We start from the raw sequence: 21,308 nt of genomic DNA, 5'->3' as shown, positions 1-21,308 counted from the left end.
GCCGTTTTGCCTCTGTGACTCGATGATGGCTTGCGCTATCTTGACGGCTGCGTTGTTTTTCCCCCGAATCGAGTGCCGTCCATCGAACGTGACGTCCTGGGAGAGTCCGATGACCGTAATGACCGCCGCCGAAATCGAGGATTTTCTCGACGACGTCTTTCCCCAGCGTCAGGGCACCATCGAGGCCGTCGATCACCTGCGAGCGACCATGAGTCTGGCGATCGAGGACGAGCACCTGCGTCCCGGCGCCTGTGTCTCCGGACCGTCGATGGTGAATCTGGCCGATGTCTGTCTCTACGTGGCGATTCTGGCTCAGATCGGGCCGGAGGCGATGGCGGTGACCAGCAGTCTCAACTGCCATTTTCTGCGTCGCGCCCGCGGCGACCGGGATCTCATCGCCAACGCACGCATCATCAAGCTCGGCCAGCGGCTTGCGGTGGGCGAGGTCCAGCTGTTCTCCACCGGCGACGACGAGCCCGTCGCGCTGGTGACGGCAACCTACGTGCTGCCGGATCGGGACGACTGATCGATGGCGCCATTGCCAGCGTCATTCGCACAGTCCTTGGCGCGGTCCTTCGCATAGCCTTATCAAGCGTTTCCCGCACCGATCCGCTGCGCTATTTTGCGATCGGTTTCTCATCTCTCTTTCCCCGACTGTTTCCCCGGACTATTTCCCCGGACTATTTCCCCGGACTATTCCCCGGGGTATGCCGAGCGTTGATGCCAGGCGCTCCAGGCCAGTGCCAGCCAGCCCGCCATCAGCAGCAGCCCGCCGACCGGCGTGACGATACCCAGGGGGCGCACGCCACTGAGGATCAGGCCGTAGAGCGATCCGCTGAACAGTACCATCCCCGTGAACCAGAGCCCGACGGCCAGCATCTGCCCCCGCAGAGGACGCTGTCCGTGCCAGGCGAGCACGGCCATGACGGCCAGCGTGTGCCATGCCTGATAACGCACGGCGGTATGGAAGACTTCAAGATCGCGCGGCGACAGGATGCCGGCCAGCGCGTGAGCACCGAAGGCGCCGGCCGCCACGAGAATGAATCCGCTCAGTGCGGCGAAAATCCAGGCCCACTTTGGGTGCATGTTACGACTCCTTGATGGCGACTATGCTTGCTTGAAGGCGGCTATGCTTGATAGAGGCGTCAGTCGCGGAATTGACGCCTGCTAGTCTAGCGCGTAAAAAACCGCCTCGGCAGCCGCCTGCCAGCGCTTGCGACGTCATCGTCATCCATAAGGATCTCCGAAATGGAATTCATCAACACGCTTCACGACGCGATCTATGCGGTCATGACCCCGCTCAGTGATTTTGTCTGGACCTATATCCTGCTCTACCTGCTGCTGGGTGCCGGGATTCTGTTCACCGTTCTCACGGGCTTCATGCAGTTCCGGTTGTTCGGCCACATGGCCCGTGTCACCTTTCACAGCCGCGGTTCCGGCACCGGCGTCAGCGGCTTTCAGGCTTTCGCGACATCATTGGCGGCACGGGTTGGCACCGGCAACCTGGCAGGTGTGGCGATCGCTCTGTGGGTCGGCGGCCCCGGGGCGATCTTCTGGATGTGGATGACAGCACTGGTCGGCTTTGCCACATCGTTCGTCGAATCGACCCTGGCCCAGACCTACAAGAAGCGTAATGAGGATGGCGTCTTTCGCGGCGGTCCGGCGTACTACATCGAACGGGCCCTGGGCCAGCGCTGGATGAGCGTGCTGTTCGCGATCTTCCTGCTGATCGCTTACGGTCTGGCTTTCAACGGCGCCCAGTCCAATACCATTGCGCAGGGCCTGTCCCAGGCGTTCTCGATCCCCAACTGGATGACCGGTGTGGCGCTGGTGATCATCACGGCGCTGGTGATCTACGGGGGCCTCAAGTCCGTTGCGCGCACGGCCGAGAAGATCGTGCCGATCATGGCCATCGGTTACTTCCTGGTGGCGCTTTATGTCCTGGTGGTGAACATCGGTGAAGTGCCCGCGATGCTGGAGCTGATCATCAAGAGCGCCTTCGGCTATGGTCCGGCGGTCGGTGGTGCGGTGGGTTATACCATCAAGATCGCGATGGAGAACGGCATCAAGCGCGGCCTGTTCTCCAACGAAGCAGGCATGGGCTCGGCGCCCAATGCGGCCGCCCAGGCGGACGTCAAGCACCCGGCGGCGCAGGGGCTGGTGCAATCCTTCGGCGTGTTCATCGATACGCTGGTGATCTGCAGCTGCACCGCGGTGGTGATTCTGCTTTCGGGCGTCTACGAACGTCTGATGAGCACCTCGCCGGGGCAGGATATCGTCGGCATCCAGCTGACTCAGGACGCGATGGTCGACCACCTCGGCAGCTTCGGCGAGATTTTCATCGCGATCGCCATCTTCCTGTTCGCGTTCACCTCGATCATTGCCAACTTCTCCTACTCTCAGATCAATATCGAGTACCTGTTCAAACGTCATTCCAAAATGGCGGTCTCGGTGCTGCGCATTGCGGTGTTGGCGATGGTGATGATCGGTTCCGTCGCCCAATTGCAGTTCGTGTGGGATTTCGCCGATCTCGCCATGGGGCTGATGGCCACCACCAACCTCATTGCGATTCTGCTGCTGTGCCCGATCGCGCTGCGTGTGCTCAAGGATTACGAGCGTCAGCGCAAGGAAGGGGTGCATGAGCCGACCTTCGATCCCCAGAAGGTGCTGAAGCGTCCCGAGCAGGTCGACGCCGATGTGTGGCCGGCGCGCGAAAGCACCGTCTGACTCGTACGATGCCTGACCAGGATGCCTGATTCTTCGTGAGGCGCTACAATGCGCCTCCTCGAGATCCGCTTCAGGGAGAGCCGTCATGCAGATTCAGCTCAACGGTGAGCCCAGTCAGCTCGATGGCGAGCAGACGTTGGCCCAACTGGTCGATTCGCTTGGCTTGGCGGGACGGCGTATCGCCATCGAGGTCAACGAAGAGATCGTGCCACGCAGCCTGCATGCGCAGACGCGCCTGAGTGACGGCGATAGCGTGGAGATCGTGCACGCTATCGGCGGCGGCTGATTTCCGTCCGATTCATGACCAGGAGCCATCCATGTCTCAGCTGATCCAGGACACCCCGTTGACCGTGGCGGGACGTCGCTTTGCCTCCCGCCTGCTGGTCGGCACCGGCAAGTATCGCGACTTCGACGAGACCGCTTCGGCGATCGCGGCCAGCGGTGCCGACGTGGTGACCTTCGCGGTTCGCCGCACCAATCTCGGCCAGAATCCGGGCGAGCCCAATCTGCTCGACGCCGTTCCACCGTCGCGCTACACGCTGCTGCCCAATACTGCCGGCTGCTACACCGCCAGGGATGCCGTGCGAACCTGCAAGCTCGCGCGCGAACTGCTTGACGGCCACAACCTGGTCAAGCTGGAAGTACTGGGCGACGACAAGACGCTCTATCCCAACGTGGTCGAGACGCTGGCCGCAGCGGAAACCCTGGTCAACGATGGCTTCGACGTCATGGTCTACACCAGTGACGATCCGATCGTGGCCAAGGAGCTGGAAAAGCGCGGCTGCTGTGCGGTAATGCCGCTGGGGTCGCTGATCGGTTCGGGCAACGGCCTGCTCAATCCGGCCACGCTGGCGATCATTCTCGAACAGGCCGAGGTGCCGGTACTGGTCGATGCGGGTATCGGCACGGCGTCCGATGCGGCGCTGGCGATGGAGATGGGCTGCGATGGCGTGCTGATGAACTCCGCCATCGCTCACGCCCGGCACCCGGTGATGATGGCCAACGCCATGCGCAAGGCGATCGAGGCCGGGCGCGAGGCCTTTCTCGCCGAGCGCATGCCGCGTCGCCAGAGCGCCAGCCCTTCCTCGCCGTTCGCCGGGCGGATCAACGGCTGAGCCTACTCGAACGACCTGGCCCGCGATCGAGTCGTTCTTCGATCGACCGGTCCTTCGATTGATCTATCTCTGGATCGAACCGTATAGGGCCACCGCAACCGGTGGCCTTTTCCACTTTCCTAGCCTGTTGACGCCTCTGCATGACTGACAAGACGACGCCCGATAACGAATCCTCCGCCGACGCCCCCGTGCGGCGTGGCATCAAGAGTTACGTACTGCGCGCAGGGCGCATGACAGCGGCGCAGGAGCGCGGGCTGAAAGACGTCTGGCCCCGGTGGGGGCTGACGCTGGCCGATGGCCGCCAGAACCTCGAGCAACTGTTCGGCCGCAAGGCGCCCTGCGTGGTAGAGATCGGTTTCGGTATGGGCCAGTCGCTGGTCGAGCAGGCCGAGATGCATCCCGAGACGGACTTCATCGGCATCGAGGTTCACGCGCCCGGCGTGGGCAAGCTGCTCGACGAGGCGGACAAGCGCGGGCTCACCAATCTGAGGGTCTACCGTGAAGACGCGCTGGCCGTGCTGGCGGATTGCCTGCCGGAAGCGAGCATCGATACGCTGCAGCTGTTCTTCCCCGATCCGTGGCCCAAGAAGAAGCATCACAAGCGGCGGATCGTGCAGTTGCCGTTCGTCGAACTGGTGCGCTCCCGGCTCGAGCCGGGTGGCAAGCTGCACATGGCCACCGACTGGCAGGCCTACGCCGAATTCATGGCGGAGGTGATGGCCGAGGCGCCGGGTTTCGTCAACACCGCGCCGGCCGAGACCGCCCCTTTCATCGCCCGCCCCGACTTTCGCCCGTTGACCAAGTTCGAGCAGCGCGGCGAGCGCCTGGGTCACGGCGTCTGGGATCTCATCTACCGGCGCGATTGATCGGCTGGCGCCATGCGCGATATCTCCTCAATGCGTCTTCAATGTGCCCAGTCGCCAATGTGGCGAAAGCGTTGCTGGGCGATCAGCGCGATCGCAACGCCCAGTAACGCCAACGCCATGCCCCCCAGCTGTAGCGTGTCGATGCGTTCATCGAACATCCATGCGGTCCACAGTAACGTGACCGGCGGGGTGAGGTAGATCGCGCTCGAGACGGCCGTCACGCCAACCCGGCGCAGGCAGGCAGTGAGAAATCCATAGCCACCGAAGCTCGACAGCACAACCAGCCAGCCCATCGTCTGCCAGGTGATCAGTTCGCTGCCCGGGGGGGCCAGCTGTCCGTCGCTGAACGCTGCGGTCAGAAAGACCAGGCTTGCCGCGCCGAGCTGCGCCGTCAGCGTGGCAGGCATGCCGAGACCCGACGGGCGCCGGGTGGCGAGCAAGCTGCCGAGGGTCACGCTGATCACCGACAGCAGCGGTAGCGCATAGGCCCAGCCGCTGGCGCTACCCGCACCTTGCCAGTCGCCGGCCACGCACAGCGCGACGCCGCTTGCCGCGATCGCCATGCCGATCCAGCTCGCGATCGGCATCTGCTCGCGGAGCCACAGCGTTGCCAGCAGTGCGGCCAACAGCGGCTGCTGCGCCGTGATCAATGCGGTGGAGCCGGCGCTGACGCCTTCCCCGACGGCCAGCATCACGAACAGCAGATAGCCGCCCATGGTGAGCGCGCCGACGCTCATCTCGCGCAGCCAGCCCGACAGCGTCACCGAGCGCTGGCGGCTCAGAGCCCACCACAGCGCGGCGATCGAGGTGGCAATGACGAAGCGCCAGGCGAACATGTCCATCGCCGGCAGTGGCGCCTGACTGGCCAGTCGGCTGCCGATGAAGCCGGAGCTCCAGCAGATGACGAATCCCGTCATCAGTGCCACGTTCAGCGATAGATTGCGCATGCCAAGCCTCCTTGTCGGTATCGACGAGCCGTTGATATCGTCCCGGTGCGGATGTCATCGAAGCGCCGGTGTGATCGAAGTGGCTTGAGTCTGCGCGCTCAGGCGAGTTCAATGAATCGAATAAAAATCTATCTGAGTTCAATATGATTGAAGGCAACCAGACGCTCGATCTCGAGCTGTTGCGCACATTCCAGGTCGTCGCGCAGACCGGGTCACTGGCGGCAACGGCAGAGGTGCGCCATCGCACGCTAAGTGCCATCAGCATGCAGATGAAACGTCTGGAAACCGAACTCGACGTGAGGCTGCTCGAGCGGAACTCGCGTGGCGTATCGTTGACGCCGAGCGGCGACGTGCTGCTGCGCGAGGCGCGAGAGCTGCTGCGAGTCCACGATACGCTGGTCAGCCGGTTCAGCGGCGAGCGTCTGAGCGGGCGGGTGCGGCTGGGGATCCCCGAAGACTACGCTCGCGAGCTGCTGGACGATACGCTGCCGCAGTTCATGGCGCGTTATCCGGGCATCCTGCTGGACGTCACCACCGATACCAGCGGCCGGCTCGCGCGGGCGCTCAGACAGCGAAAGCTGGATCTGGCCGTGGTGCTCGATCATGCAACGGGGCTGGAGGGCGGCGAAACGCTGTGGCATCCCACGCCAGTGTGGGCCGGCCCCGTTCAGGGCGCGCTTCACCGGGAAGCGATCGTGCCACTGGCGGTGCATCCCGAGGAGTGCCCTTACCGACACCTGGCGACCGGCGCGCTGGACTCGGTTCAGCGCCCGTGGCGGGCGATCTTCACCAGTACCAGCATTCACGCCGTGGAAAAGGCCATCGAAACCGGCATGGCGATCGGCGTGCTCGACCGCGAGCGGGTGACCACGGCCATGCGTCCGCTCGACGAGAGTGACGGGATGCCGCCGATACGCCGGTGTGTCGCGCGTCTGCACTTCGCCCAGGCGATCGAAGTCGGTTCGCAGCCGGCGGTCGAAGCGCTGGCACAACTGCTGCGCGAGCGACTGCACGGGCGCGGGCCCTGGCAGCGTGATGCGCTGAGCGAGCGCGATATCGGAAACAAAAAAGGCCGCCCTGGGCAGGGCGGCACTAAGGACCGTGACTAGCTTGATGAGGAGATAACCATGGCAGGAACCTGACATTCGCTGCTGTGGTCAGTGGCGTTTGGCAGCGCCACGATAAGAAGGTTAATCATTCTCATTTGTGATTGCAAGCGTAACGAGAATCTTTTTTATTTGCAGTCGTCAATTCACGCCGAAGCCGTGCAGCAGCAGTGGCAGCGTCGCCATTGCCAGCAGGGTCTGGCCGGTAATCACGGCGGCCATCAGTTCCGCGTCACCGCCCAGCTGGCGGGCCAGAATGTAGGCGGACGTCGCGGTCGGCAGCGCGGCGAACAGCAGTGCCACGTCGCGATCCGCACCGTGGAGGCCGACCATCCAGGCCAGCGCCAGCACGGCCAATGGCGTGACGATCAGCTTGAGCCCGCTCGACAACCAGAAAGCTTTGCCGCTTCGCCACAGCGCGTGAGGGCGCAGGGCGACGCCCACCGCGACCAGCCCCAGTGGGAGCGCGGCGTTGCCGAGCAGTTCGATGGCCTCAAAGCTCCACCCTGGCAGGCCGATACCGCCAAAATTCAAGCCAATCCCCAGCAGGCAGGCAAGAATCAACGGGTTTCGCAGCAGCGCCAGGGCGCTCTGGCGCAGACTGGCGCTACCCAGCGTGCCGGAGGCAATGAAGGCCAGCACGCAGAGAATATTGGCGCTCGGCACCATCAACGCGACCGCGACGGCCGCCACCGTGGTGCCGGCAGTGCCGTGCAGGGCCGTCGCCCCCGCGACGCCGACATAGGTATTGAAGCGCACCACGCCCTGGAAAGCCGAGGTGAAGGCGGGAGGATCGAGCCGCAGACGATGTCTCGCCAGCCACAGGCCCAGCCCCATCAGCGCCATGGCGCCGAGCAGCGTGACGCCGAGCCGAAAGACCGGAACCTGGCTGACGTCGGCAGTCGCCAGCGTCGACACCAGCATTGCCGGAAACAGCAGGTAATAGATGAAGCGCTCGAGTCGTGGCCAGAAATCGCCGCCGGGAAAACGTGCCCAGCCCAGCACGGCACCGAGTAGAATCAACAGAAATAGCGGGCCCAGGGCGTTCGCGATATCGCTCATGTGTCATCCTTGTCGAGCGCCTCGGTGATCTGCAGCGCCTTTGCCCGCTAGTCTATCGGCTAATGCTCAACGCTTGGAGTCTCTGAAAGTTCATGGCTGCGTACGAAGAGGAAACCGCCAGGCCGCGGATGCTCAATCTGCTGATCGGGGTCACGTTGATGACGATCGTCATCGCGCTCTGGTATCTGCTCGACTACTACTACCTGCGGGAGTCGACCCGCGACGTGACCTGGTATCCACCGGCGCAGGGCTGCGACCTGCTGGACGGTGGATGCCATGCCAGCCTGGGGATCGACGCCTCGCTGGCGTTCGCGCTGCAGGAGGCCCGGGACGAGACGGGAACGCTGACGTTCGAAGCTCGCGTTGACGGTCGTGCGCCGCAAACGGTGACGGTCCAGTTCATCGGTCGCGAAATGAACGTGCAGTCGCGACGGCTCTCGTTACGGGCGAAGGGGGATGGACGCTTCGTGGGGGAGGGGAATCTGGGGCTCTGCAGCGCTCACGTGAACGCCTGGCGAGCCCAGGTGGTGGTGTTGAGCGATCATGGCTTGAAGGGGAGCTGGTTCGATTTCGACAGCCGTGACCTGGGTGGAGTGCCAATAGGACGAGGCGACAAGCGCTGCCTGTAAACGCCGACGCCGGTCAGGAGTCAACCTGACCGGCGTCGGAGGAGGCAGTGACAGAGGGCCACGGGGTCAGCGTTTAGTTGCCGCTGTCGTCGCCGTCATCGCTGCTGTCGCTGTCCGCATCATCGGGGTTGATGGCGAGGAGTTCGACCTTGAACTGCAGCGCCTGGTTGGGACCGATGGGGCCGCCGGTACCGGCCGGGCCATAGGCCAGGTCGGAGGGTACGGCGATCTTCCAGGTGTCGCCGACGTGCATCATCTTCAGCGCTTCCTGCCAGCCGGGAATGACCTGGTCGACCTTGAACGAGATCGGTTCGCCACGCTTGTAGGAGCTGTCGAAGACGGTGCCGTCCGGCAGGGTGCCTTCGTAGTTGACGCGGACGGTATCGTCGGCGCTCGGAGATTCGCCGTCACCGGATTCGAGGACTTCGTACTGCAGGCCGGAATCCGTGGTCTTCACGCCATCTTTCTCGGCGTTTTCTTTCAGGAAGGCCTCGCTCTTCTTGCGATTCTCGTCCGCGACTTTCTTCTGCTCGGCCTTCTGCTCGGCGACCTTCTTCTGCTGGTACTGGGTCAGCGTGGTGCTGATCTCGTCCTGGGTCATCTGCAGGTCGTCATCACCGTAGACGTCCTTGATGGCTGCCGCGAAGGCGTCGACGTCGAGATCCTTGATGTCCTTGGACAGACCCTGGCCGAGCGTGGCACCGATGCTGTAGCTGAGCTTCGCCTGGTCATTGTCGAGATCGACCTTGTCCTGGGCAAAGGCCGTCAGCGGCAGGGTCATGATGCTGCCGAGGGCGACGGCGGTTACCAAACGTTTCATGCAAACTCCTTGAGTCGGAAATGAAACCGATGCTGGCCAGAATCGGGAAAGAAGCCTCAAACACCGGTGGGTAGTCGTGCTGTGACTCTAACAGGTGGGTTTTGGTTCCGCATCCGGGGCATCGATTATCCAGCGCGCCAGCAGATCGCGTAACGGCGGGTAAGCCTCGGCGGTGACCTCGCGTAGCACGCGACAGGAATCTAATGCCTGTTTGAGGGGGGCATCCGGCGCGGCCCCGATCGTGGGCAGCGCCGCCAGTTGCGTCAGCATCTCGCGCTCGGCGTAGAGCTCCGCCTGCTTCAGCGCCTGGCGCAACGACTCCAGCCGGGGCCGATGCTGCACCTCGATTTTCAGCGTTCGGCGGCGTTCGCGCAGCGGTAGGGTCATTTCCCGTTGCCAGCGTCTCGCGTCGGCCAGGGCGTGGTCGGCCTTGGGATCCGGGCGCTGGCGGCGTTCGCTCAGCCAGGCGATCCACAGCAATTCGCAGACATCCCAGCCGTGTTCATCCTGCAGCGTCAGGCATTCGGCTTCGACGCCGGGGCGGGCGTATCGCGACAGCGCGTAGGACCATAGCGAGGCAGCGGCGTCGGTGGCTGACATGGCATTCCAACCCGATGGCGGATGGCTGGTAGAATGAGCGCCCATTTGACGCGCCCTGGAGCCCGGCATGATCGCATTTCGCCAACTCGCCCTGCAACGCGGCACCCGACGACTGTTCGAAGGGGCCGATCTGGTGCTGCACGAGGGCCAGAAGGTCGGTATCGTCGGTGCCAACGGTGCCGGCAAGTCGAGCCTGTTCGCCCTGATCCGGGGTGAGCTCGGCGCCGATACCGGCAGCGTGGAGATTGCCGGCGGCAAGCGGATTGCCCACATGGCGCAGGAGGTCTCGGCCATCGAGCGCCCGCTGGTGGAGTACGTGCTCGATGGAGACGTCGCCCTGCGCGAGACCGAAGCGGCACTGGCCGAGGCACAGGCCAACGGCGAGATGCAGCGCGAGGCGGGTCTGCACGGCCAGATCGAGGCGCTCGACGGCTACACGGCACGGTCCCGCGCCGAGCAGCTGCTGGCCGGGCTGGGATTCGCCCAGGACGATCTCTACCGGCCGCTGGCGGCGTTCTCCGGCGGCTGGCGGATGCGTGTCGGTCTGGCCCGGACGCTGTTCACGCCATCGGAGATCATGCTGCTCGACGAGCCGACCAACCACCTGGATCTGGACGCGCTGCTGTGGCTCGAGCAGTGGCTGACGCGCTATCCCGGCACGCTGATGCTGATCTCTCACGACCGCGACTTTCTCGATGCCGTCTGCGATCACATCCTGCATATCGATCAAGGCCAGCTGGTGCTCTATCGCGGCCATTACAGCGCTTTCGAGCGCGCCCGTGCCGAGCGCCAGACACAGCAGCAGGCGGCGTTCGAGAAACAGCAGGCGAGGCGCGCCGAGATCGAAGGGTTCGTCGAGCGCTTTCGGGCCAAGGCGACCAAGGCGCGTCAGGCCCAGAGCCGGTTGAAGATGCTCGAGCGCATGGAGACCATTGCCGCGGCGCGGGTCGATTCGCCGTTTCGCTTTCAACTGCCGTGTGCCGACAAGACCTCGACGCCGCTGCTGTCGCTGGATCAGGCCGCGCTGGGGTATTCCGATCGCACCATTCTCGCGGGGGTGAAGGTATCGATTCTGCCCGGTGAGCGTATCGGTCTGCTGGGGCCCAACGGTGCGGGCAAATCGACGCTGATCAAGACATTGATCGGGGATCTGCAGCCCCTCTCCGGCACGCGTGTGCCGGGAGACAATCTGGTGGTCGGCTACTACGCCCAGCATCAGCTGGAGCACCTGGATATCGGTGCGACGCCGTTCACCCATGTGCAGCGGCTTTCCCCCACCGCCAGCGATCTGTCGATTCGCAATTTCCTGGGTGGATTCGGCTTCCGTGGCGACGACGTGTTCGGCGACGTGTCGCGGTTTTCCGGCGGCGAGAAGGCGCGTCTGGCACTATCTCTGGTCGCCTGGGAAAAGCCCAATCTGTTGCTGCTCGACGAACCGACCAACCACCTCGATCTGGACATGCGAGAGGCGCTGGCCGAGGCGCTGGCGGAGTATGAAGGTGCGGTGATCATCGTCTCCCACGACCGCCATCTACTGCGGGCCAGCGTCGATACCTTCTGGCGCGTCGCCGAAGGACGGGTCGAGCCGTTCGATGGCGATCTCGATGATTACCACCTGTGGCTCAAGTCCCGCGAGGCGGAACGTCGGCGCGACCTGAAGCAGGAAGCGCGCCAGGAAAAAGGCGCGGCGGATGGCGGCGATCGCAAGGCGGCCCGGCGCGCAGCCGCCGAACGGCGCGAGCAGATGAAGCCGCTGCGCAAGCAGCGCGATGCCGCGGAGAAGACGCTCGACAAGGCCCAGAGTGCACTGTCGGCGCTGGAAGCCCAGCTGGCGAATCCGGACCTCTATGAGGCCGGTCGCAAGGACGAGCTGGCACGACTGGTTCGCGAACAGGGCGAACGTCAGGCCGAGGTGGAGCGGCTCGAGAGCGAATGGATGGCGGCGGAAGAGGCGCTGGAAACGCTGGAGGCGGAGCTGATACAGGCGGAATCCTGACCCATTCCCGAGACCTGTCGCGACCGTCTACACTGGGGATGAACGTCGGACTCAAGGAGAGATTTCATGCCTTACGATTTCCGTGACGATATCCCCGACAGCGCGCGCAAGGTGCTGCCACCGCACGCTCGCACTATCTACAAGGAAGCGTTCAACAGCGCCTGGGAGCAGTACAAGAGCCCCGAGGCCCGGCGCGGCGACAGTTCTCGGGAGGAGGCCGCTCATGCCGTGGCCTGGAAAGCCGTCGAGGCGAAGTATCGAAAAGGCGACGACGGCAACTGGCATCCGAAGTCCTGAAGACGGGCTTCGATCACGCCCGCATTGGCGCCGTGGTCGATCAGCGCAGGCTTCGGGGCGCCGTGGTCGATCAGTGCCGGTTTCAGGGCGCCGTGGTCGATCAGCGCCGGCTTCGGGGCGCCGTAGAGAGCAACGCCGCCTGGATGAGCGCAATCCCTGCCGTCCAGCTCACTCGGCGTAGATCATCTTTTTGCTCATCCCTCCATCCACACTGATGTGCTGACCGGTGATGAATCCTGCCTTGTCGCTGGCGAGAAAGGCGACCGTGGCGGCAACGTCGGCCGGCTCGCCGACGCGTCCGACCGGATGCTGGTCTCGATCGATGGCGCGATGCGCTGGCGTATTGCGTTGGCTGGCCTTTTGCCAGGGACCGGTCTCGATCCAGCCCGGACAGATGGCGTTGACCCGGATATCCGGGCCCAGGCTCACCGCCAGCGCGTGGGTCATCGACAGCAGGCCACCCTTGGCGGCGGCGTAGGACTCGCAGTGGGGTTCCGACTGCAGCGCCCGGGTCGAGGCGATGTTGACGATGGCGCCGCGACGCTGGCGCAGGCCGGGAACGGCGGCGCGCGTGCACAGGAAAGCGCCGGTCAGGTGGCTCTCCTGCCAGATCCGCCAGTCCGCGAGCGCCAGCTCCTCGATCGGGCCGCAGACCGGATCGGCGACGCCGGCGTTGTTGACCAGCAGATCCACGCCCGTGGATTGATCGTTCTCCAGCTGCCAGTCCGACAGATGGAAAAAGGCCTCCTTGACCTGCAACTCGTCGCTGACGTCGACGACCATGGTCAGAAGCGTTGCCGCGGGATGGGTCTCGTCGAGTTCCGCCACGGCTTCCGCGTCGCGATCCAGGGCGGCGACTCGCCAGCCCTCTTTCAGCAGTAGCTCCGTCGTGGCACGTCCGATGCCCTGGGCACCGCCGGTGATGATGGCGAGGGGATGAGTCATGATCGTGATTCCTTTCGTCGCGGCTCGCGGCCGCTATTCCCTGTCGTATGTGGCGCCGCCCATTCTGGCGATCACCATTGCTGCCCGAGTCGCCTCAGAACCTACGCTCTGTCTGANNCTCGTAAACTGGTGCGCCAGCCCGGTCCGTTTTCGTCAATTTTTGCCTAGTCTGGTCATCGCTCGCCGATTTTTCAGACAGAGCTTAGGTCTCCAGCATGAAGGTCACCGGACCGTCGTTGATCAGCTCGATCTGCATGTCGGCGCCGAAGCGGCCGCTCGCCACCGCCGGCCATGCCTGCCCGGCCTGCGCCACCAGATAGTGAAACATCGCTTGAGCGTGATCTGGCGACGCGGCGCCGGAGAAACTGGGTCTCAAGCCTTTGTCGGTTGCCGCTACCAGCGTGAACTGGGATACCAGCAGCAGCCCGCCGTCGATCTGTTGCAGGTTGCAGTTCATCCGTGCCTCGCCATCGGCGAACACGCGGTAGTGCAGCAGCTTGTGAAGCATGCGATCGACATGGCTCCGGTCGTCCCCGGCGGAAATACCGATGAACGCGAGTAAGCCTTGATCGATGCTGCCGATCCTCTCCCCCTCGACGCTCACCGACGCCCGACTGACTCGCTGAATCAGAGCTCGCATGGCATTTTGGTCTCACCTGAAATCGGGTTGGACGGTGGGCGAAAGACTATCACGCCGAGCCGTTGATGGAATGATCGAGATTAATAGCCTGCAAAGCGTTATTGAAAGCAGACGCTACGAGAACGTATGTTTATGTTACCAGCGTTTCGGAGGATTTGGGGGTGGCCTGGTCGGGGTGACATTCGGTGGCATGACGAAGCTCGAGCCTGAACGGCGTGCGCCACAGACGGCGGGAAACCGCCCCAGGGCGAAATTGTCATGGTTCAATAAAGCCTTTGACGCCCGCCGCTTGGGTGGTGCTACTATCCTGAAGGATCGAGCTGCCATAAATTGTCATGGTTTAGGGGCGATGGATCATGACAATTCGCGGCATGGCCACGCCAGGCTGGGCGAGACGACAAGTGACAATGCGCCCGTCACCGAAAACTTGAGTGAATCGTGATTCGCCGAGGCGGGTCCGAACCTTGCAGACGGAGATTTGAACGATGCGATACAACATCAATAAAGACGTTATTCATAAAAGCGTTACGACACTGATTGCCGGTTCCGTGCTGTCCTGCCTGGCTGTCGGCGTTGCACAGGCGGCGTCGCTTCAGGAGATCAAGGATTCCGGTTCGATCAAGATCGCCGTCGCCAACGAAATCCCCTACGGCTACATGGACATGAGCGGTGAAGCCAAGGGCGCAGGACCCGACGTCATCCGCCATATCATGAACGAGATGGGCGTCGACGACATCGAGTGGGTCACGACCAACTTCAGCTCGCTGATTCCGGGGCTGCAGGCGAACCGTTTCGATATCGCCGCGGCAGAGATGGCGGTGCTGCCGGATCGCTGCCAGCAGGTGATCTACTCCGAGCCCAACTCATCCTACGGTGAAGGGCTGTTGGTCAAGGAGGGCAATCCGAAGGATCTGCATGCGTTCAGCGACTTCGTCGATGGCGACGCCAAGATCGCCATCATGGCCGGCGCTGACCAGCTCGACATGCTGCAGGCGCTCGGTGTGCCGCAGGAAAACATGGTCACCATTTCCAGCAATGCCGACGCAATCTCCACGGTTTCCACCGGTCGCGCCGATGCCTATGCGGCGACCAGCCTGACGGTCAGCGAACTGGCCAACAAGAGCGATGACGTCGAGTCCGCCGGCGACTTCAAGGACCCGGTCATCGATGGCGAAGAGGTGCGTAGCTGGGGCGCTTTCGCCTTCAACAGCGACAACACCGAACTGCGTGATGCGGTCAACGAGGCGCTGGCGAAGTACAAGCAGACCGACGACTGGAGCGAGACGCTGATGGGTTATGGCTTCAGCCAGGCCGATGTCGACGGCTCCAGCCATCACACCACGGAAGAACTCTGCACCGCGGATTCCTGAGTGTTCTTCTCGGGCGTCTAAACCCGATGTGATCGCGCATGTCCGCTCGATGGTTTCGACCTCGAGCGGGCATGTGCGCCGTCATTGAACGGTGTCGGTACTGCCGGTGTCGTTACATCAGCGAATGCGGAGTCTAGCCGATGGAATGGACGAGCTATCTCGCTCCCTTGTCCCAGGGTGCGTGGGTGACCGTGCAGCTCACGGTCTACTCGACGATTCTGGGCGGTCTTTGTGCCTTTGTCTTCGGTCTCGGCAAGCTCTCCCACAACCCCCTGCTCAAGGGGTTCAGCGTTGCCTATATCGAGATATTTCGCGGCACGTCACTGCTGGTACAGCTGTTCTGGATCTACTTCGCCCTGCCCATCATGGGACAGGCGATCGGGCTCGACCTACGCTTTCCGCCGGTGGTGGCGGGGGTCGTCGCGCTGGCACTGAACATTGGCGCCTACGGTGCCGAAGTCGTACGCGGTGCGGTACAAGCCGTTCCCAAGGAGCAGTACGAGGCGGCAACGGCGCTCAATTTTACCTCCCGCAAACGGCTGTGGCGCATCACGCTGCCGCAGGCGATCCCGGAAATGATGCCGACCTTCGGCAATCTCGCGGTTCAGAATCTCAAGGATACGGCGCTGGTATCGCTGATCTCGCTGGGCGATCTGGCCTTCCGTGCCGAGCAAATTCGCAACTTTACCCAGGACAGCGTGACGGTCTACACCCTGGTGCTGTTCATGTACTTCGGCATGGCGCTGGTCTTGACCGCGTGCATGAAACTGCTGGAACGCTACGTTGGCCGCTGGCGCGCGGCGGGGAGATAACGCATGTTTTTCGGCATCGAATGGGACACCAGTAGCCAGTGGGCCTTCGCAATCTCGATCTTTCCGATCCTGCTGCATGGCCTGGTGGTGACGCTGCAAGCGACCGTGGTCGGCTTTTTCATCGCCCTGGCTCTAGGGCTGGTGCTGGCGGCGCTGAAGAGCGCGCCGACCCGTATTATCCGTTGGCCGGCCAAGTTGGTGACGGAGTTCATCCGGGATACGCCACTGCTGATCCAGCTCTTCTTCCTGTTTTACGTTCTGCCCGAATTCGGGTTGACGCTGCCGGCGTTCCTGACCGGTGCGCTGGCGCTGGGTGTCCAGTACAGCGCCTACACCTCGGAGGTCTACCGCGCGGGTCTGGAGGCGGTGGCCAAGGGGCAGCGCGAAGCGGCGCGGGCGCTCAACCTGGCGTCGTCGCGAACCTTCACCCACATCATTCTGCCGCAGGCGATTCCGCGCATCATTCCCGCACTGGGCAACTATCTGGTCTCGATCATGAAAGACGTGCCTGTGCTGTCGGTCGTGACCGTGCTGGAAATGCTCGGCGTAGCCAAGATCATCGGCGACCGTACCGGTGGCTACCTGATCCCGCTTTCCATGGTGGGTGGCCTCTATCTGGTGATGACCCTCATCGCCTCCTTCGGTGTGCGCTATCTGGATACCCATCTGCCCAAGCGAGGCCTGTCTCTTAAATGAACGACGCCACGAATACTCGCGACCCCATCATCAAATTCGACAAGGTCGTCAAACGCTTCGGCGACCATGTGGTCCTCGACGAGCTCGACTTCGAGGTCCAGCGCGGCGAGAAGGTCACCATCATCGGCCCGTCCGGCTCGGGCAAGTCGACGGTGCTGCGCATCCTGATGACGCTGGAGGAGATCAACGACGGTGTCGTCTACGTCGGCGGCGAGCCTCTCTGGCACCAGCGCAAGGGTGACTCGCTCGCGCCGGCCAGCGAGCAGCATCTGCGCCAGATGCGCAGTCAGCTGGGCATGGTCTTCCAGCAGTTCAATCTGTTTCCGCACATGACGGTGCTGCGCAATCTGACCGAAGCGCCGGTGCAGGTGCTGGGCGTGAGCAAGGCCGAGGCAAGAAAGCGCGGCATGGAGCTGCTGGAGATGGTGGGACTGACCGATCAGGCCAACAAGTATCCTCACCAGCTTTCCGGCGGCCAGCAACAGCGCGTGGGCATCGCCCGAGCGCTGGCGATGCGGCCCAAGGTCATGCTCTTCGACGAGCCGACCTCGGCGCTGGATCCCGAGCTGGTGGGGGAAGTGCTGAACGTGATTCGCAGCCTGGCCGATGAGCACGACCTGACCATGCTGCTGGTGACCCACGAGATGCATTTCGCGCGTCAGGTTTCCGACCGCATCTGTTTTTTCGATCAGGGGCGGATCAAGGAGCAGGGCAAGCCGGAGGAGATCTTCACCGCGCCGAAGGAGGAGCGTACCAGGGCTTTCCTGAAGGCGGTACTCGACCCGGACGATTGATCGAGGCGCCGGTCATCGTCGCCGCCTCGCCAGCTCGCGGCGCCGATCCAGCCAGCTCATCGACAATCCCGATGTCATCCCGTGGAACAGGATCGAGACCAGCACGATGAAGCTGACCAGGGTCCAGGCGCTGTCGATCTGGCCGAAACTTTCCTGGTTGGTGGCATAGGCGAGATAGTAGAACGAACCCACGCCACGAATGCCGAACAGGCTGACGACCGCTCTTTCCCGCGATTTCATCTGCGAACCGATCAGCCCGATCATGCCGGTGAGCGGGCGAACCACGAACAGGATCGCCAGGCCGGCGAAAGCCATCGGCCAGCTCAATCCGTCGAGCAGGGGGCCGGCGAGGCTGCCGCCGAACAGCACCAGCAGCAGCATCATCAATAGCCGTTCGATCTCTTCGGTGAAGTCATGCAGGCGCACGTGATAATCGTGCACCTCTTTCTGTGTGCTGCGCAGCGCCAGCGCACCGACGAACACCGCAATGAAGCCGTAGCCGTGAATCGCCTCGGCGCCGGCATAGGTGATGAATGTGCCGCCCAGCGCCACGAAGCCCTGCCCGGTGCTGGCCAGCGACAGCTTTCCCGAATGAAACATGAACATCGCCAGCAGCCATCCCGTCAGCCATCCCGCGCCGGCACCGGCGACAATGCGCCAGAGTACGTCGACCAGCAACCAGTGCCAGGTCCACTCGCCCAGTTGAGTGCCGTGAATGGCAACGGCAATGGCGAGAAAGGTGAACGGGAACGCCAGCCCGTCGTTGAGCCCGGCTTCCGACGTCAGGCTCAAGCGGACCTTGTCGCTGGGCCCGGAGCGCGGCGGGCCGACCTGAACGTCGGCGGCCAGTACCGGGTCGGTAGGGGCGATCACCGCGCCCAGTAGAATCGCCGTCTCCCAGGGAAAGCCTAGCGCCAGCGCGCAGAGTGCCGCCGTGGCGGCGATGGTCAACGGCATGGTGATGCTGAGCAGGCGGCCGGTATCCGCCCACACGCGCCATTTCAGCGGATCGTCGATCCGCAGCCCGGCGCCGGCCAGCGAGATGATTACGGTCAGCTCGGTGAGGATTTCTGTCGTCTGGGGATAGTTGCGAGGCTGCAGCGCGCCTTCGCCAATCAGCAGGAAAAAGGCCATGCCAATGCCGATGCAGATGATCGGCAGCGACAGCGGCAGCCCCTTGATCAGGACCGGAACCCAGGCGACGAGTAGTATCAGCAGGCCGAAGCCGCCCAGGATTATGCTATGAGGATCCATCAGGCAGCGATCTCCCTTGCCCGTATGAGTGCCAGGCCACGCGTCGCACGTCGATTCACTCGCCGCGCGCCGATACTGGCCTTGACGTTGAAGGCATCCTTGCCTGACGGCATAGCTTAGAGGGAGCTCGGGAATCTAGCTGGAAAAATCGCCACTTTTCGCGCAACGAGGCTTACCACCAGGCGTGGAAGTGATGCGGCGGGCCTTTTCCCTGGCCGACATCGAGACGCTCGCTGGCCTCCAGTGCCCGGTGGAGCCAGCGTTTCGCCGCGTCGATGGCCATCTCGACCTCGGTCTGGGGCGATTGGGGGGACGCCAGATGGGCAAGATGCGCGGCAATCGCGGAGGATAGGGCACAGCCGGCCCCGTGAAGATTGCGCGTCGGCAGTCGCGGTGCGTCCAGCCAGCGCGTACCGCCCGGCATCCACAGCAGGTCCGGACAGCGATCCAGCGGCAGGTGGCCGCCTTTCAACAGGCCATAGGGAGCCCCCAGCGCCGCGAGATCGCCTACCATCGCTGCCATGTCGGCAAGGGTGACGGGCATGTCGGTGCCGAGCAGCGCGGCGGCCTCGGGCAGGTTGGGCGTGATCACGTCGGCCAGCGGCACCAGCACCTCTCGCACGGCGCGCAGACCGTCATCGTCCACCAACCGGTCGCCGCTCTTGGCGACCATGACCGGATCGAGAACGATCCAGCGCGGTCGACGTCGCGTGAGCGCTTCGGCAATCGTCTCCGCCACGTCCCGACTGGCGACCATGCCGATCTTGACCGCGTCGATCTCGACATCGTCGAGCAGATTGTCCAGCTGGGCGCGAATCATCGCCACCGAGACCGGTTCGACGGCTGCCACGCCACGGGTATTCTGGGCGATCACGGCCGTGATCACATTGGTGGCGTAGACGCCCAGGGCCGAGAATGTCTTGATATCGGCCTGAAGCCCCGCGCCGCCAGAAGGGTCGGATCCGGCGATCGTCAAGCCATTGGGAATCGAGCGAGAGACCATGAGGGCATTGCAAGCAGCGGGAAAGCGTCTAGCCTAAAACAAGACGTTGAAATTGCCTAACGACAAAGCGTGCAAAGACGTTTCACGTCACGGATTCACGGAGTAGAGTGCTGATAGGGTGAGCCGGGACAGGCTTCGACACGACTCCCTGGCATGGATTTGATAGGGGGAGTTGTTTGAAGGTTCTATAGACAGGCCGCCAGATTTGGCGACAGGCTGCAATAGGACTAATTAGCAGGCTTGTTACCGCCCCGTCATCATGTAGACTCGTAAACTTACGAACCTGTCGTTTTCGGTTCGTGATTTCGTCACATTCAGGTTTCATCACGTCTGCGAGGAAGGCATGTCCGATCCGGTCTCCGCATGGATTGCCAGCTACTGGGCTACCGGCCTGTTCGTGGTGGCCATCGTTGTGCTTTGCGGATTGATGATCGGCGCCGCCAGCCTGCTGGGCGGCCGCAGCCGCGGACCCAGCAAATCCCTCCCCTTCGAATCCGGAATCGTCGGCGCTGGCTCTGCGCGGCAACGGTTTTCGGTCAAGTTCTATCTCGTTGCCATGCTGTTCGTCATCTTCGATATCGAAGCCGTTTACCTGTTCGGCTGGGCCGTCTCCGTCCGTGAGGTGGGCTGGACGGGATTCGCGGCAGCGGCAGTGTTCATTCTGATTCTGCTGGCCGGCCTCGTCTATGACGCCCGTGTCGGTGCCCTCGATTGGGCGCCTCGCAAGCGGGGCCGCGAAGATGCGTCGAGAGCGCGCGAATTGGCCGCGGTGCCGGGAGTCGAACGCCATGTACGCTGACACGTACGATAAAGAGAAAAGGCGTTCTGAACTCGGCATGCTGGATCGTGCTGACGATCACCAAAAAGATAATGATGGAAGTCTGGCAGCCATGACCGGCCAGCACTTCCTCGACCGTTTTCCTATCTGGTTTGTTGAGGCCCACTATGCAGTACACCCTGACCCGTGCGGAGGGAGGCGATTCCGCGGCTGATCGTTATCCTCTCGGCCAACGCGAACTTGTCGATGACCCGATGAAGCAGCAAGTTCATCGCAATGTGTTCATGGGCAAGCTCGAGGACGTGCTTCATTCGACCGTTAACTGGGGTCGCAAGAATTCATTGTGGCCCTACAATTTCGGTCTCTCCTGCTGCTACGTGGAAATGACCACGGCGTTCACGTCGCCCCACGACGTCGCTCGTTTCGGGGCGGAAGTGATTCGGGCCTCCCCGCGCCAGGCCGATTTCATGGTCATCGCCGGCACCTGCTTCATCAAGATGGCACCCGTCATCCAGCAGCTCTACGACCAGATGCTCGAACCCAAGTGGGTGATCTCGATGGGATCGTGTGCCAATTCCGGCGGCATGTACGATATCTATTCGGTGGTTCAGGGTGTCGACAAGTTCCTGCCGGTGGATGTCTACGTGCCCGGTTGTCCGCCGCGCCCCGAAGCGTTTCTCCAAGGTCTTCAACTGCTGCAGGAGTCGATTCAGGAAGAGCGGCGCCCGCTCTCCTGGGTGGTCGGCGATCAGGGCGTCTATCGCGCCGAGATGCCGTCTCAGCGCGAAAAGCACCGTGATCGTCGCATCGCGGTCAAGGAGTTGCGCACCCCGGATGGCATCTAGTGCGAT

Annotated in this window: 26 protein-coding genes; 17 read left to right on the top strand and 9 right to left on the bottom strand. The window is 63.0% G+C overall.

Features of this window, described 5'->3' with window-relative positions; genetic code table 11:
* Positions 1–109: 109 nt before the first annotated feature.
* Positions 110–526, top strand: coding sequence for a PaaI family thioesterase (locus DOM36_RS06760; RefSeq protein ID WP_075568473.1), 417 nt, complete (start codon positions 110–112; stop codon positions 524–526).
* 167 nt (positions 527–693) lie between these two features.
* On the opposite strand, the gene DOM36_RS06755 is transcribed toward DOM36_RS06760, so the two are convergent.
* A complete protein-coding gene (locus tag DOM36_RS06755) occupies positions 694–1,086 on the bottom strand; it encodes a DUF423 domain-containing protein (RefSeq protein ID WP_075568474.1) in 393 nt (130 codons plus the stop codon).
* A gap of 162 nt (positions 1,087–1,248) precedes the next feature.
* On the opposite strand from DOM36_RS06755, the gene DOM36_RS06750 reads away from it, so the two are divergent.
* The 4 genes from DOM36_RS06750 (at position 1,249) to trmB (ending at position 4,708) form a co-directional block, all read left to right on the top strand.
* A complete protein-coding gene (locus DOM36_RS06750) occupies positions 1,249–2,727 on the top strand; it encodes a sodium:alanine symporter family protein (protein WP_110642120.1) in 1,479 nt (492 codons plus the stop codon).
* A gap of 85 nt (positions 2,728–2,812) precedes the next feature.
* The gene (thiS, locus tag DOM36_RS06745) at positions 2,813–3,013 is read left to right on the top strand and encodes a sulfur carrier protein ThiS (protein WP_075568476.1); all 201 of its coding nucleotides are present in this window, start codon (positions 2,813–2,815) and stop codon (positions 3,011–3,013) included.
* A gap of 31 nt (positions 3,014–3,044) precedes the next feature.
* Positions 3,045–3,842: a thiazole synthase gene (locus tag DOM36_RS06740; RefSeq protein WP_110642118.1), complete on the top strand. Its 798-nt coding sequence runs from the start codon at positions 3,045–3,047 to the stop codon at positions 3,840–3,842.
* A gap of 140 nt (positions 3,843–3,982) precedes the next feature.
* Positions 3,983–4,708: a tRNA (guanosine(46)-N7)-methyltransferase TrmB gene (gene trmB / locus DOM36_RS06735; protein ID WP_110642116.1), complete on the top strand. Its 726-nt coding sequence runs from the start codon at positions 3,983–3,985 to the stop codon at positions 4,706–4,708.
* Positions 4,709–4,746: 38 nt separating this feature from the next.
* On the opposite strand, the gene DOM36_RS06730 is transcribed toward trmB, so the two are convergent.
* A complete protein-coding gene (locus tag DOM36_RS06730; RefSeq protein WP_110642114.1) occupies positions 4,747–5,655 on the bottom strand; it encodes a DMT family transporter in 909 nt (302 codons plus the stop codon).
* A 143-nt stretch (positions 5,656–5,798) separates the two neighbouring features.
* Here DOM36_RS06730 and DOM36_RS06725 point away from each other — a divergent pair, with 143 nt between their 5' ends.
* On the top strand, positions 5,799–6,764 hold the full coding sequence (locus DOM36_RS06725) for a LysR substrate-binding domain-containing protein (RefSeq protein WP_075568480.1): 966 nt from the start codon (positions 5,799–5,801) through the stop codon (positions 6,762–6,764).
* Positions 6,765–6,902: 138 nt separating this feature from the next.
* Here the strand turns inward: DOM36_RS06725 and DOM36_RS06720 are convergent, their stop codons facing one another.
* The gene (locus tag DOM36_RS06720; protein WP_110642112.1) at positions 6,903–7,823 is read right to left on the bottom strand and encodes an AEC family transporter; all 921 of its coding nucleotides are present in this window, start codon (positions 7,821–7,823) and stop codon (positions 6,903–6,905) included.
* Between the two features lie 92 nt (positions 7,824–7,915).
* Between DOM36_RS06720 and DOM36_RS06715 the strand changes: the two genes are divergently transcribed.
* The gene (locus tag DOM36_RS06715; RefSeq protein WP_075568482.1) at positions 7,916–8,452 is read left to right on the top strand and encodes a hypothetical protein; all 537 of its coding nucleotides are present in this window, start codon (positions 7,916–7,918) and stop codon (positions 8,450–8,452) included.
* Positions 8,453–8,525: 73 nt separating this feature from the next.
* Here the strand turns inward: DOM36_RS06715 and DOM36_RS06710 are convergent, their stop codons facing one another.
* A complete protein-coding gene (locus tag DOM36_RS06710; protein WP_075568483.1) occupies positions 8,526–9,272 on the bottom strand; it encodes an FKBP-type peptidyl-prolyl cis-trans isomerase in 747 nt (248 codons plus the stop codon).
* Between the two features lie 87 nt (positions 9,273–9,359).
* Positions 9,360–9,872: a TIGR02444 family protein gene (locus tag DOM36_RS06705; RefSeq protein ID WP_075568484.1), complete on the bottom strand. Its 513-nt coding sequence runs from the start codon at positions 9,870–9,872 to the stop codon at positions 9,360–9,362.
* Positions 9,873–9,939: 67 nt separating this feature from the next.
* On the opposite strand from DOM36_RS06705, the gene DOM36_RS06700 reads away from it, so the two are divergent.
* Positions 9,940–11,868, top strand: coding sequence for an ATP-binding cassette domain-containing protein (locus DOM36_RS06700; RefSeq protein WP_075568485.1), 1,929 nt, complete (start codon positions 9,940–9,942; stop codon positions 11,866–11,868).
* Between the two features lie 66 nt (positions 11,869–11,934).
* A complete protein-coding gene (locus tag DOM36_RS06695; protein WP_075568486.1) occupies positions 11,935–12,165 on the top strand; it encodes a ChaB family protein in 231 nt (76 codons plus the stop codon).
* A 168-nt stretch (positions 12,166–12,333) separates the two neighbouring features.
* On the opposite strand, the gene DOM36_RS06690 is transcribed toward DOM36_RS06695, so the two are convergent.
* Together DOM36_RS06690 and dtd are read right to left on the bottom strand one after the other, a co-directional pair.
* Positions 12,334–13,110 (bottom strand): SDR family oxidoreductase, encoded by a 777-nt coding sequence (locus DOM36_RS06690; protein ID WP_075568487.1) that lies wholly within the window; start codon positions 13,108–13,110, stop codon positions 12,334–12,336.
* 202 nt (positions 13,111–13,312) lie between these two features.
* On the bottom strand, positions 13,313–13,750 hold the full coding sequence (gene dtd / locus DOM36_RS06685) for a D-aminoacyl-tRNA deacylase (RefSeq protein ID WP_075568488.1): 438 nt from the start codon (positions 13,748–13,750) through the stop codon (positions 13,313–13,315).
* Between dtd and DOM36_RS20015 the strand changes: the two genes are divergently transcribed.
* From DOM36_RS20015 to ehuA, 5 genes are all read left to right on the top strand, one after another.
* Entirely contained in the window at positions 13,749–14,192 is a 444-nt protein-coding gene (locus DOM36_RS20015; RefSeq protein WP_157958580.1) for a hypothetical protein, read from the top strand. The genes dtd and DOM36_RS20015 overlap by 2 nt on opposite strands.
* A 43-nt stretch (positions 14,193–14,235) precedes the next feature.
* On the top strand, positions 14,236–15,120 hold the full coding sequence (gene ehuB / locus DOM36_RS06680; RefSeq protein ID WP_075568489.1) for an ectoine/hydroxyectoine ABC transporter substrate-binding protein EhuB: 885 nt from the start codon (positions 14,236–14,238) through the stop codon (positions 15,118–15,120).
* Between the two features lie 140 nt (positions 15,121–15,260).
* The gene (gene ehuC / locus DOM36_RS06675) at positions 15,261–15,932 is read left to right on the top strand and encodes an ectoine/hydroxyectoine ABC transporter permease subunit EhuC (protein WP_075568490.1); all 672 of its coding nucleotides are present in this window, start codon (positions 15,261–15,263) and stop codon (positions 15,930–15,932) included.
* 3 nt (positions 15,933–15,935) lie between these two features.
* Positions 15,936–16,628, top strand: coding sequence for an ectoine/hydroxyectoine ABC transporter permease subunit EhuD (ehuD, locus tag DOM36_RS06670; protein WP_075568491.1), 693 nt, complete (start codon positions 15,936–15,938; stop codon positions 16,626–16,628).
* Positions 16,625–17,422: an ectoine/hydroxyectoine ABC transporter ATP-binding protein EhuA gene (gene ehuA, locus DOM36_RS06665; RefSeq protein ID WP_075568492.1), complete on the top strand. Its 798-nt coding sequence runs from the start codon at positions 16,625–16,627 to the stop codon at positions 17,420–17,422. Before ehuD ends, ehuA begins: the two co-directional genes overlap by 4 nt.
* Positions 17,423–17,434: 12 nt before the next feature.
* On the opposite strand, the gene DOM36_RS06660 is transcribed toward ehuA, so the two are convergent.
* Complete coding sequence (locus DOM36_RS06660; protein ID WP_110642109.1) at positions 17,435–18,676, bottom strand: cation:proton antiporter; 1,242 nt, start codon at positions 18,674–18,676, stop codon at positions 17,435–17,437.
* Between the two features lie 172 nt (positions 18,677–18,848).
* On the bottom strand, positions 18,849–19,679 hold the full coding sequence (gene thiD, locus DOM36_RS06655; protein WP_110642107.1) for a bifunctional hydroxymethylpyrimidine kinase/phosphomethylpyrimidine kinase: 831 nt from the start codon (positions 19,677–19,679) through the stop codon (positions 18,849–18,851).
* Positions 19,680–20,022: 343 nt separating this feature from the next.
* On the opposite strand from thiD, the gene ndhC reads away from it, so the two are divergent.
* Genes ndhC through DOM36_RS06645 form a run of 3 tightly spaced genes read left to right on the top strand, consistent with a single transcriptional unit; the run spans position 20,023 to position 21,302 of the window.
* A complete protein-coding gene (gene ndhC, locus DOM36_RS06650) occupies positions 20,023–20,478 on the top strand; it encodes an NADH-quinone oxidoreductase subunit A (RefSeq protein ID WP_075568495.1) in 456 nt (151 codons plus the stop codon).
* Positions 20,468–20,671 (top strand): hypothetical protein, encoded by a 204-nt coding sequence (locus tag DOM36_RS20275; protein WP_162618355.1) that lies wholly within the window; start codon positions 20,468–20,470, stop codon positions 20,669–20,671. Before ndhC ends, DOM36_RS20275 begins: the two co-directional genes overlap by 11 nt.
* Positions 20,625–21,302, top strand: coding sequence for an NADH-quinone oxidoreductase subunit B (locus DOM36_RS06645; protein ID WP_075568496.1), 678 nt, complete (start codon positions 20,625–20,627; stop codon positions 21,300–21,302). Before DOM36_RS20275 ends, DOM36_RS06645 begins: the two co-directional genes overlap by 47 nt.
* Positions 21,303–21,308 lie beyond the last annotated feature (6 nt).

It is taken from the genome of Salinicola sp. CPA57 (assembly GCF_003206035.1).
In the GTDB taxonomy this organism is placed as follows: Bacteria; Pseudomonadota; Gammaproteobacteria; order Pseudomonadales; family Halomonadaceae; genus Salinicola; species Salinicola socius.
The sequence above is the reverse complement of the archived record's forward strand: the minus strand, read 5'-3'. Positions and strand labels throughout refer to the sequence as shown.

Coding starts and splice junctions, on each gene's coding strand:
- DOM36_RS06760 (WP_075568473.1), top strand. CDS start 110: ATGACCGTAATGACCGCCGCCGAAATCGAGGATTTTCTCGACGACGTC.
- DOM36_RS06755 (WP_075568474.1), bottom strand. CDS start 1,086: ATGCACCCAAAGTGGGCCTGGATTTTCGCCGCACTGAGCGGATTCATT.
- DOM36_RS06750 (WP_110642120.1), top strand. CDS start 1,249: ATGGAATTCATCAACACGCTTCACGACGCGATCTATGCGGTCATGACC.
- thiS (WP_075568476.1), top strand. CDS start 2,813: ATGCAGATTCAGCTCAACGGTGAGCCCAGTCAGCTCGATGGCGAGCAG.
- DOM36_RS06740 (WP_110642118.1), top strand. CDS start 3,045: ATGTCTCAGCTGATCCAGGACACCCCGTTGACCGTGGCGGGACGTCGC.
- trmB (WP_110642116.1), top strand. CDS start 3,983: ATGACTGACAAGACGACGCCCGATAACGAATCCTCCGCCGACGCCCCC.
- DOM36_RS06730 (WP_110642114.1), bottom strand. CDS start 5,655: ATGCGCAATCTATCGCTGAACGTGGCACTGATGACGGGATTCGTCATC.
- DOM36_RS06725 (WP_075568480.1), top strand. CDS start 5,799: ATGATTGAAGGCAACCAGACGCTCGATCTCGAGCTGTTGCGCACATTC.
- DOM36_RS06720 (WP_110642112.1), bottom strand. CDS start 7,823: ATGAGCGATATCGCGAACGCCCTGGGCCCGCTATTTCTGTTGATTCTA.
- DOM36_RS06715 (WP_075568482.1), top strand. CDS start 7,916: ATGGCTGCGTACGAAGAGGAAACCGCCAGGCCGCGGATGCTCAATCTG.
- DOM36_RS06710 (WP_075568483.1), bottom strand. CDS start 9,272: ATGAAACGTTTGGTAACCGCCGTCGCCCTCGGCAGCATCATGACCCTG.
- DOM36_RS06705 (WP_075568484.1), bottom strand. CDS start 9,872: ATGTCAGCCACCGACGCCGCTGCCTCGCTATGGTCCTACGCGCTGTCG.
- DOM36_RS06700 (WP_075568485.1), top strand. CDS start 9,940: ATGATCGCATTTCGCCAACTCGCCCTGCAACGCGGCACCCGACGACTG.
- DOM36_RS06695 (WP_075568486.1), top strand. CDS start 11,935: ATGCCTTACGATTTCCGTGACGATATCCCCGACAGCGCGCGCAAGGTG.
- DOM36_RS06690 (WP_075568487.1), bottom strand. CDS start 13,110: ATGACTCATCCCCTCGCCATCATCACCGGCGGTGCCCAGGGCATCGGA.
- DOM36_RS20015 (WP_157958580.1), top strand. CDS start 13,749: ATGGCATTTTGGTCTCACCTGAAATCGGGTTGGACGGTGGGCGAAAGA.
- dtd (WP_075568488.1), bottom strand. CDS start 13,750: ATGCGAGCTCTGATTCAGCGAGTCAGTCGGGCGTCGGTGAGCGTCGAG.
- ehuB (WP_075568489.1), top strand. CDS start 14,236: ATGCGATACAACATCAATAAAGACGTTATTCATAAAAGCGTTACGACA.
- ehuC (WP_075568490.1), top strand. CDS start 15,261: ATGGAATGGACGAGCTATCTCGCTCCCTTGTCCCAGGGTGCGTGGGTG.
- ehuD (WP_075568491.1), top strand. CDS start 15,936: ATGTTTTTCGGCATCGAATGGGACACCAGTAGCCAGTGGGCCTTCGCA.
- ehuA (WP_075568492.1), top strand. CDS start 16,625: ATGAACGACGCCACGAATACTCGCGACCCCATCATCAAATTCGACAAG.
- DOM36_RS06660 (WP_110642109.1), bottom strand. CDS start 18,676: ATGGATCCTCATAGCATAATCCTGGGCGGCTTCGGCCTGCTGATACTA.
- thiD (WP_110642107.1), bottom strand. CDS start 19,679: ATGGTCTCTCGCTCGATTCCCAATGGCTTGACGATCGCCGGATCCGAC.
- ndhC (WP_075568495.1), top strand. CDS start 20,023: ATGTCCGATCCGGTCTCCGCATGGATTGCCAGCTACTGGGCTACCGGC.
- DOM36_RS20275 (WP_162618355.1), top strand. CDS start 20,468: ATGTACGCTGACACGTACGATAAAGAGAAAAGGCGTTCTGAACTCGGC.
- DOM36_RS06645 (WP_075568496.1), top strand. CDS start 20,625: ATGCAGTACACCCTGACCCGTGCGGAGGGAGGCGATTCCGCGGCTGAT.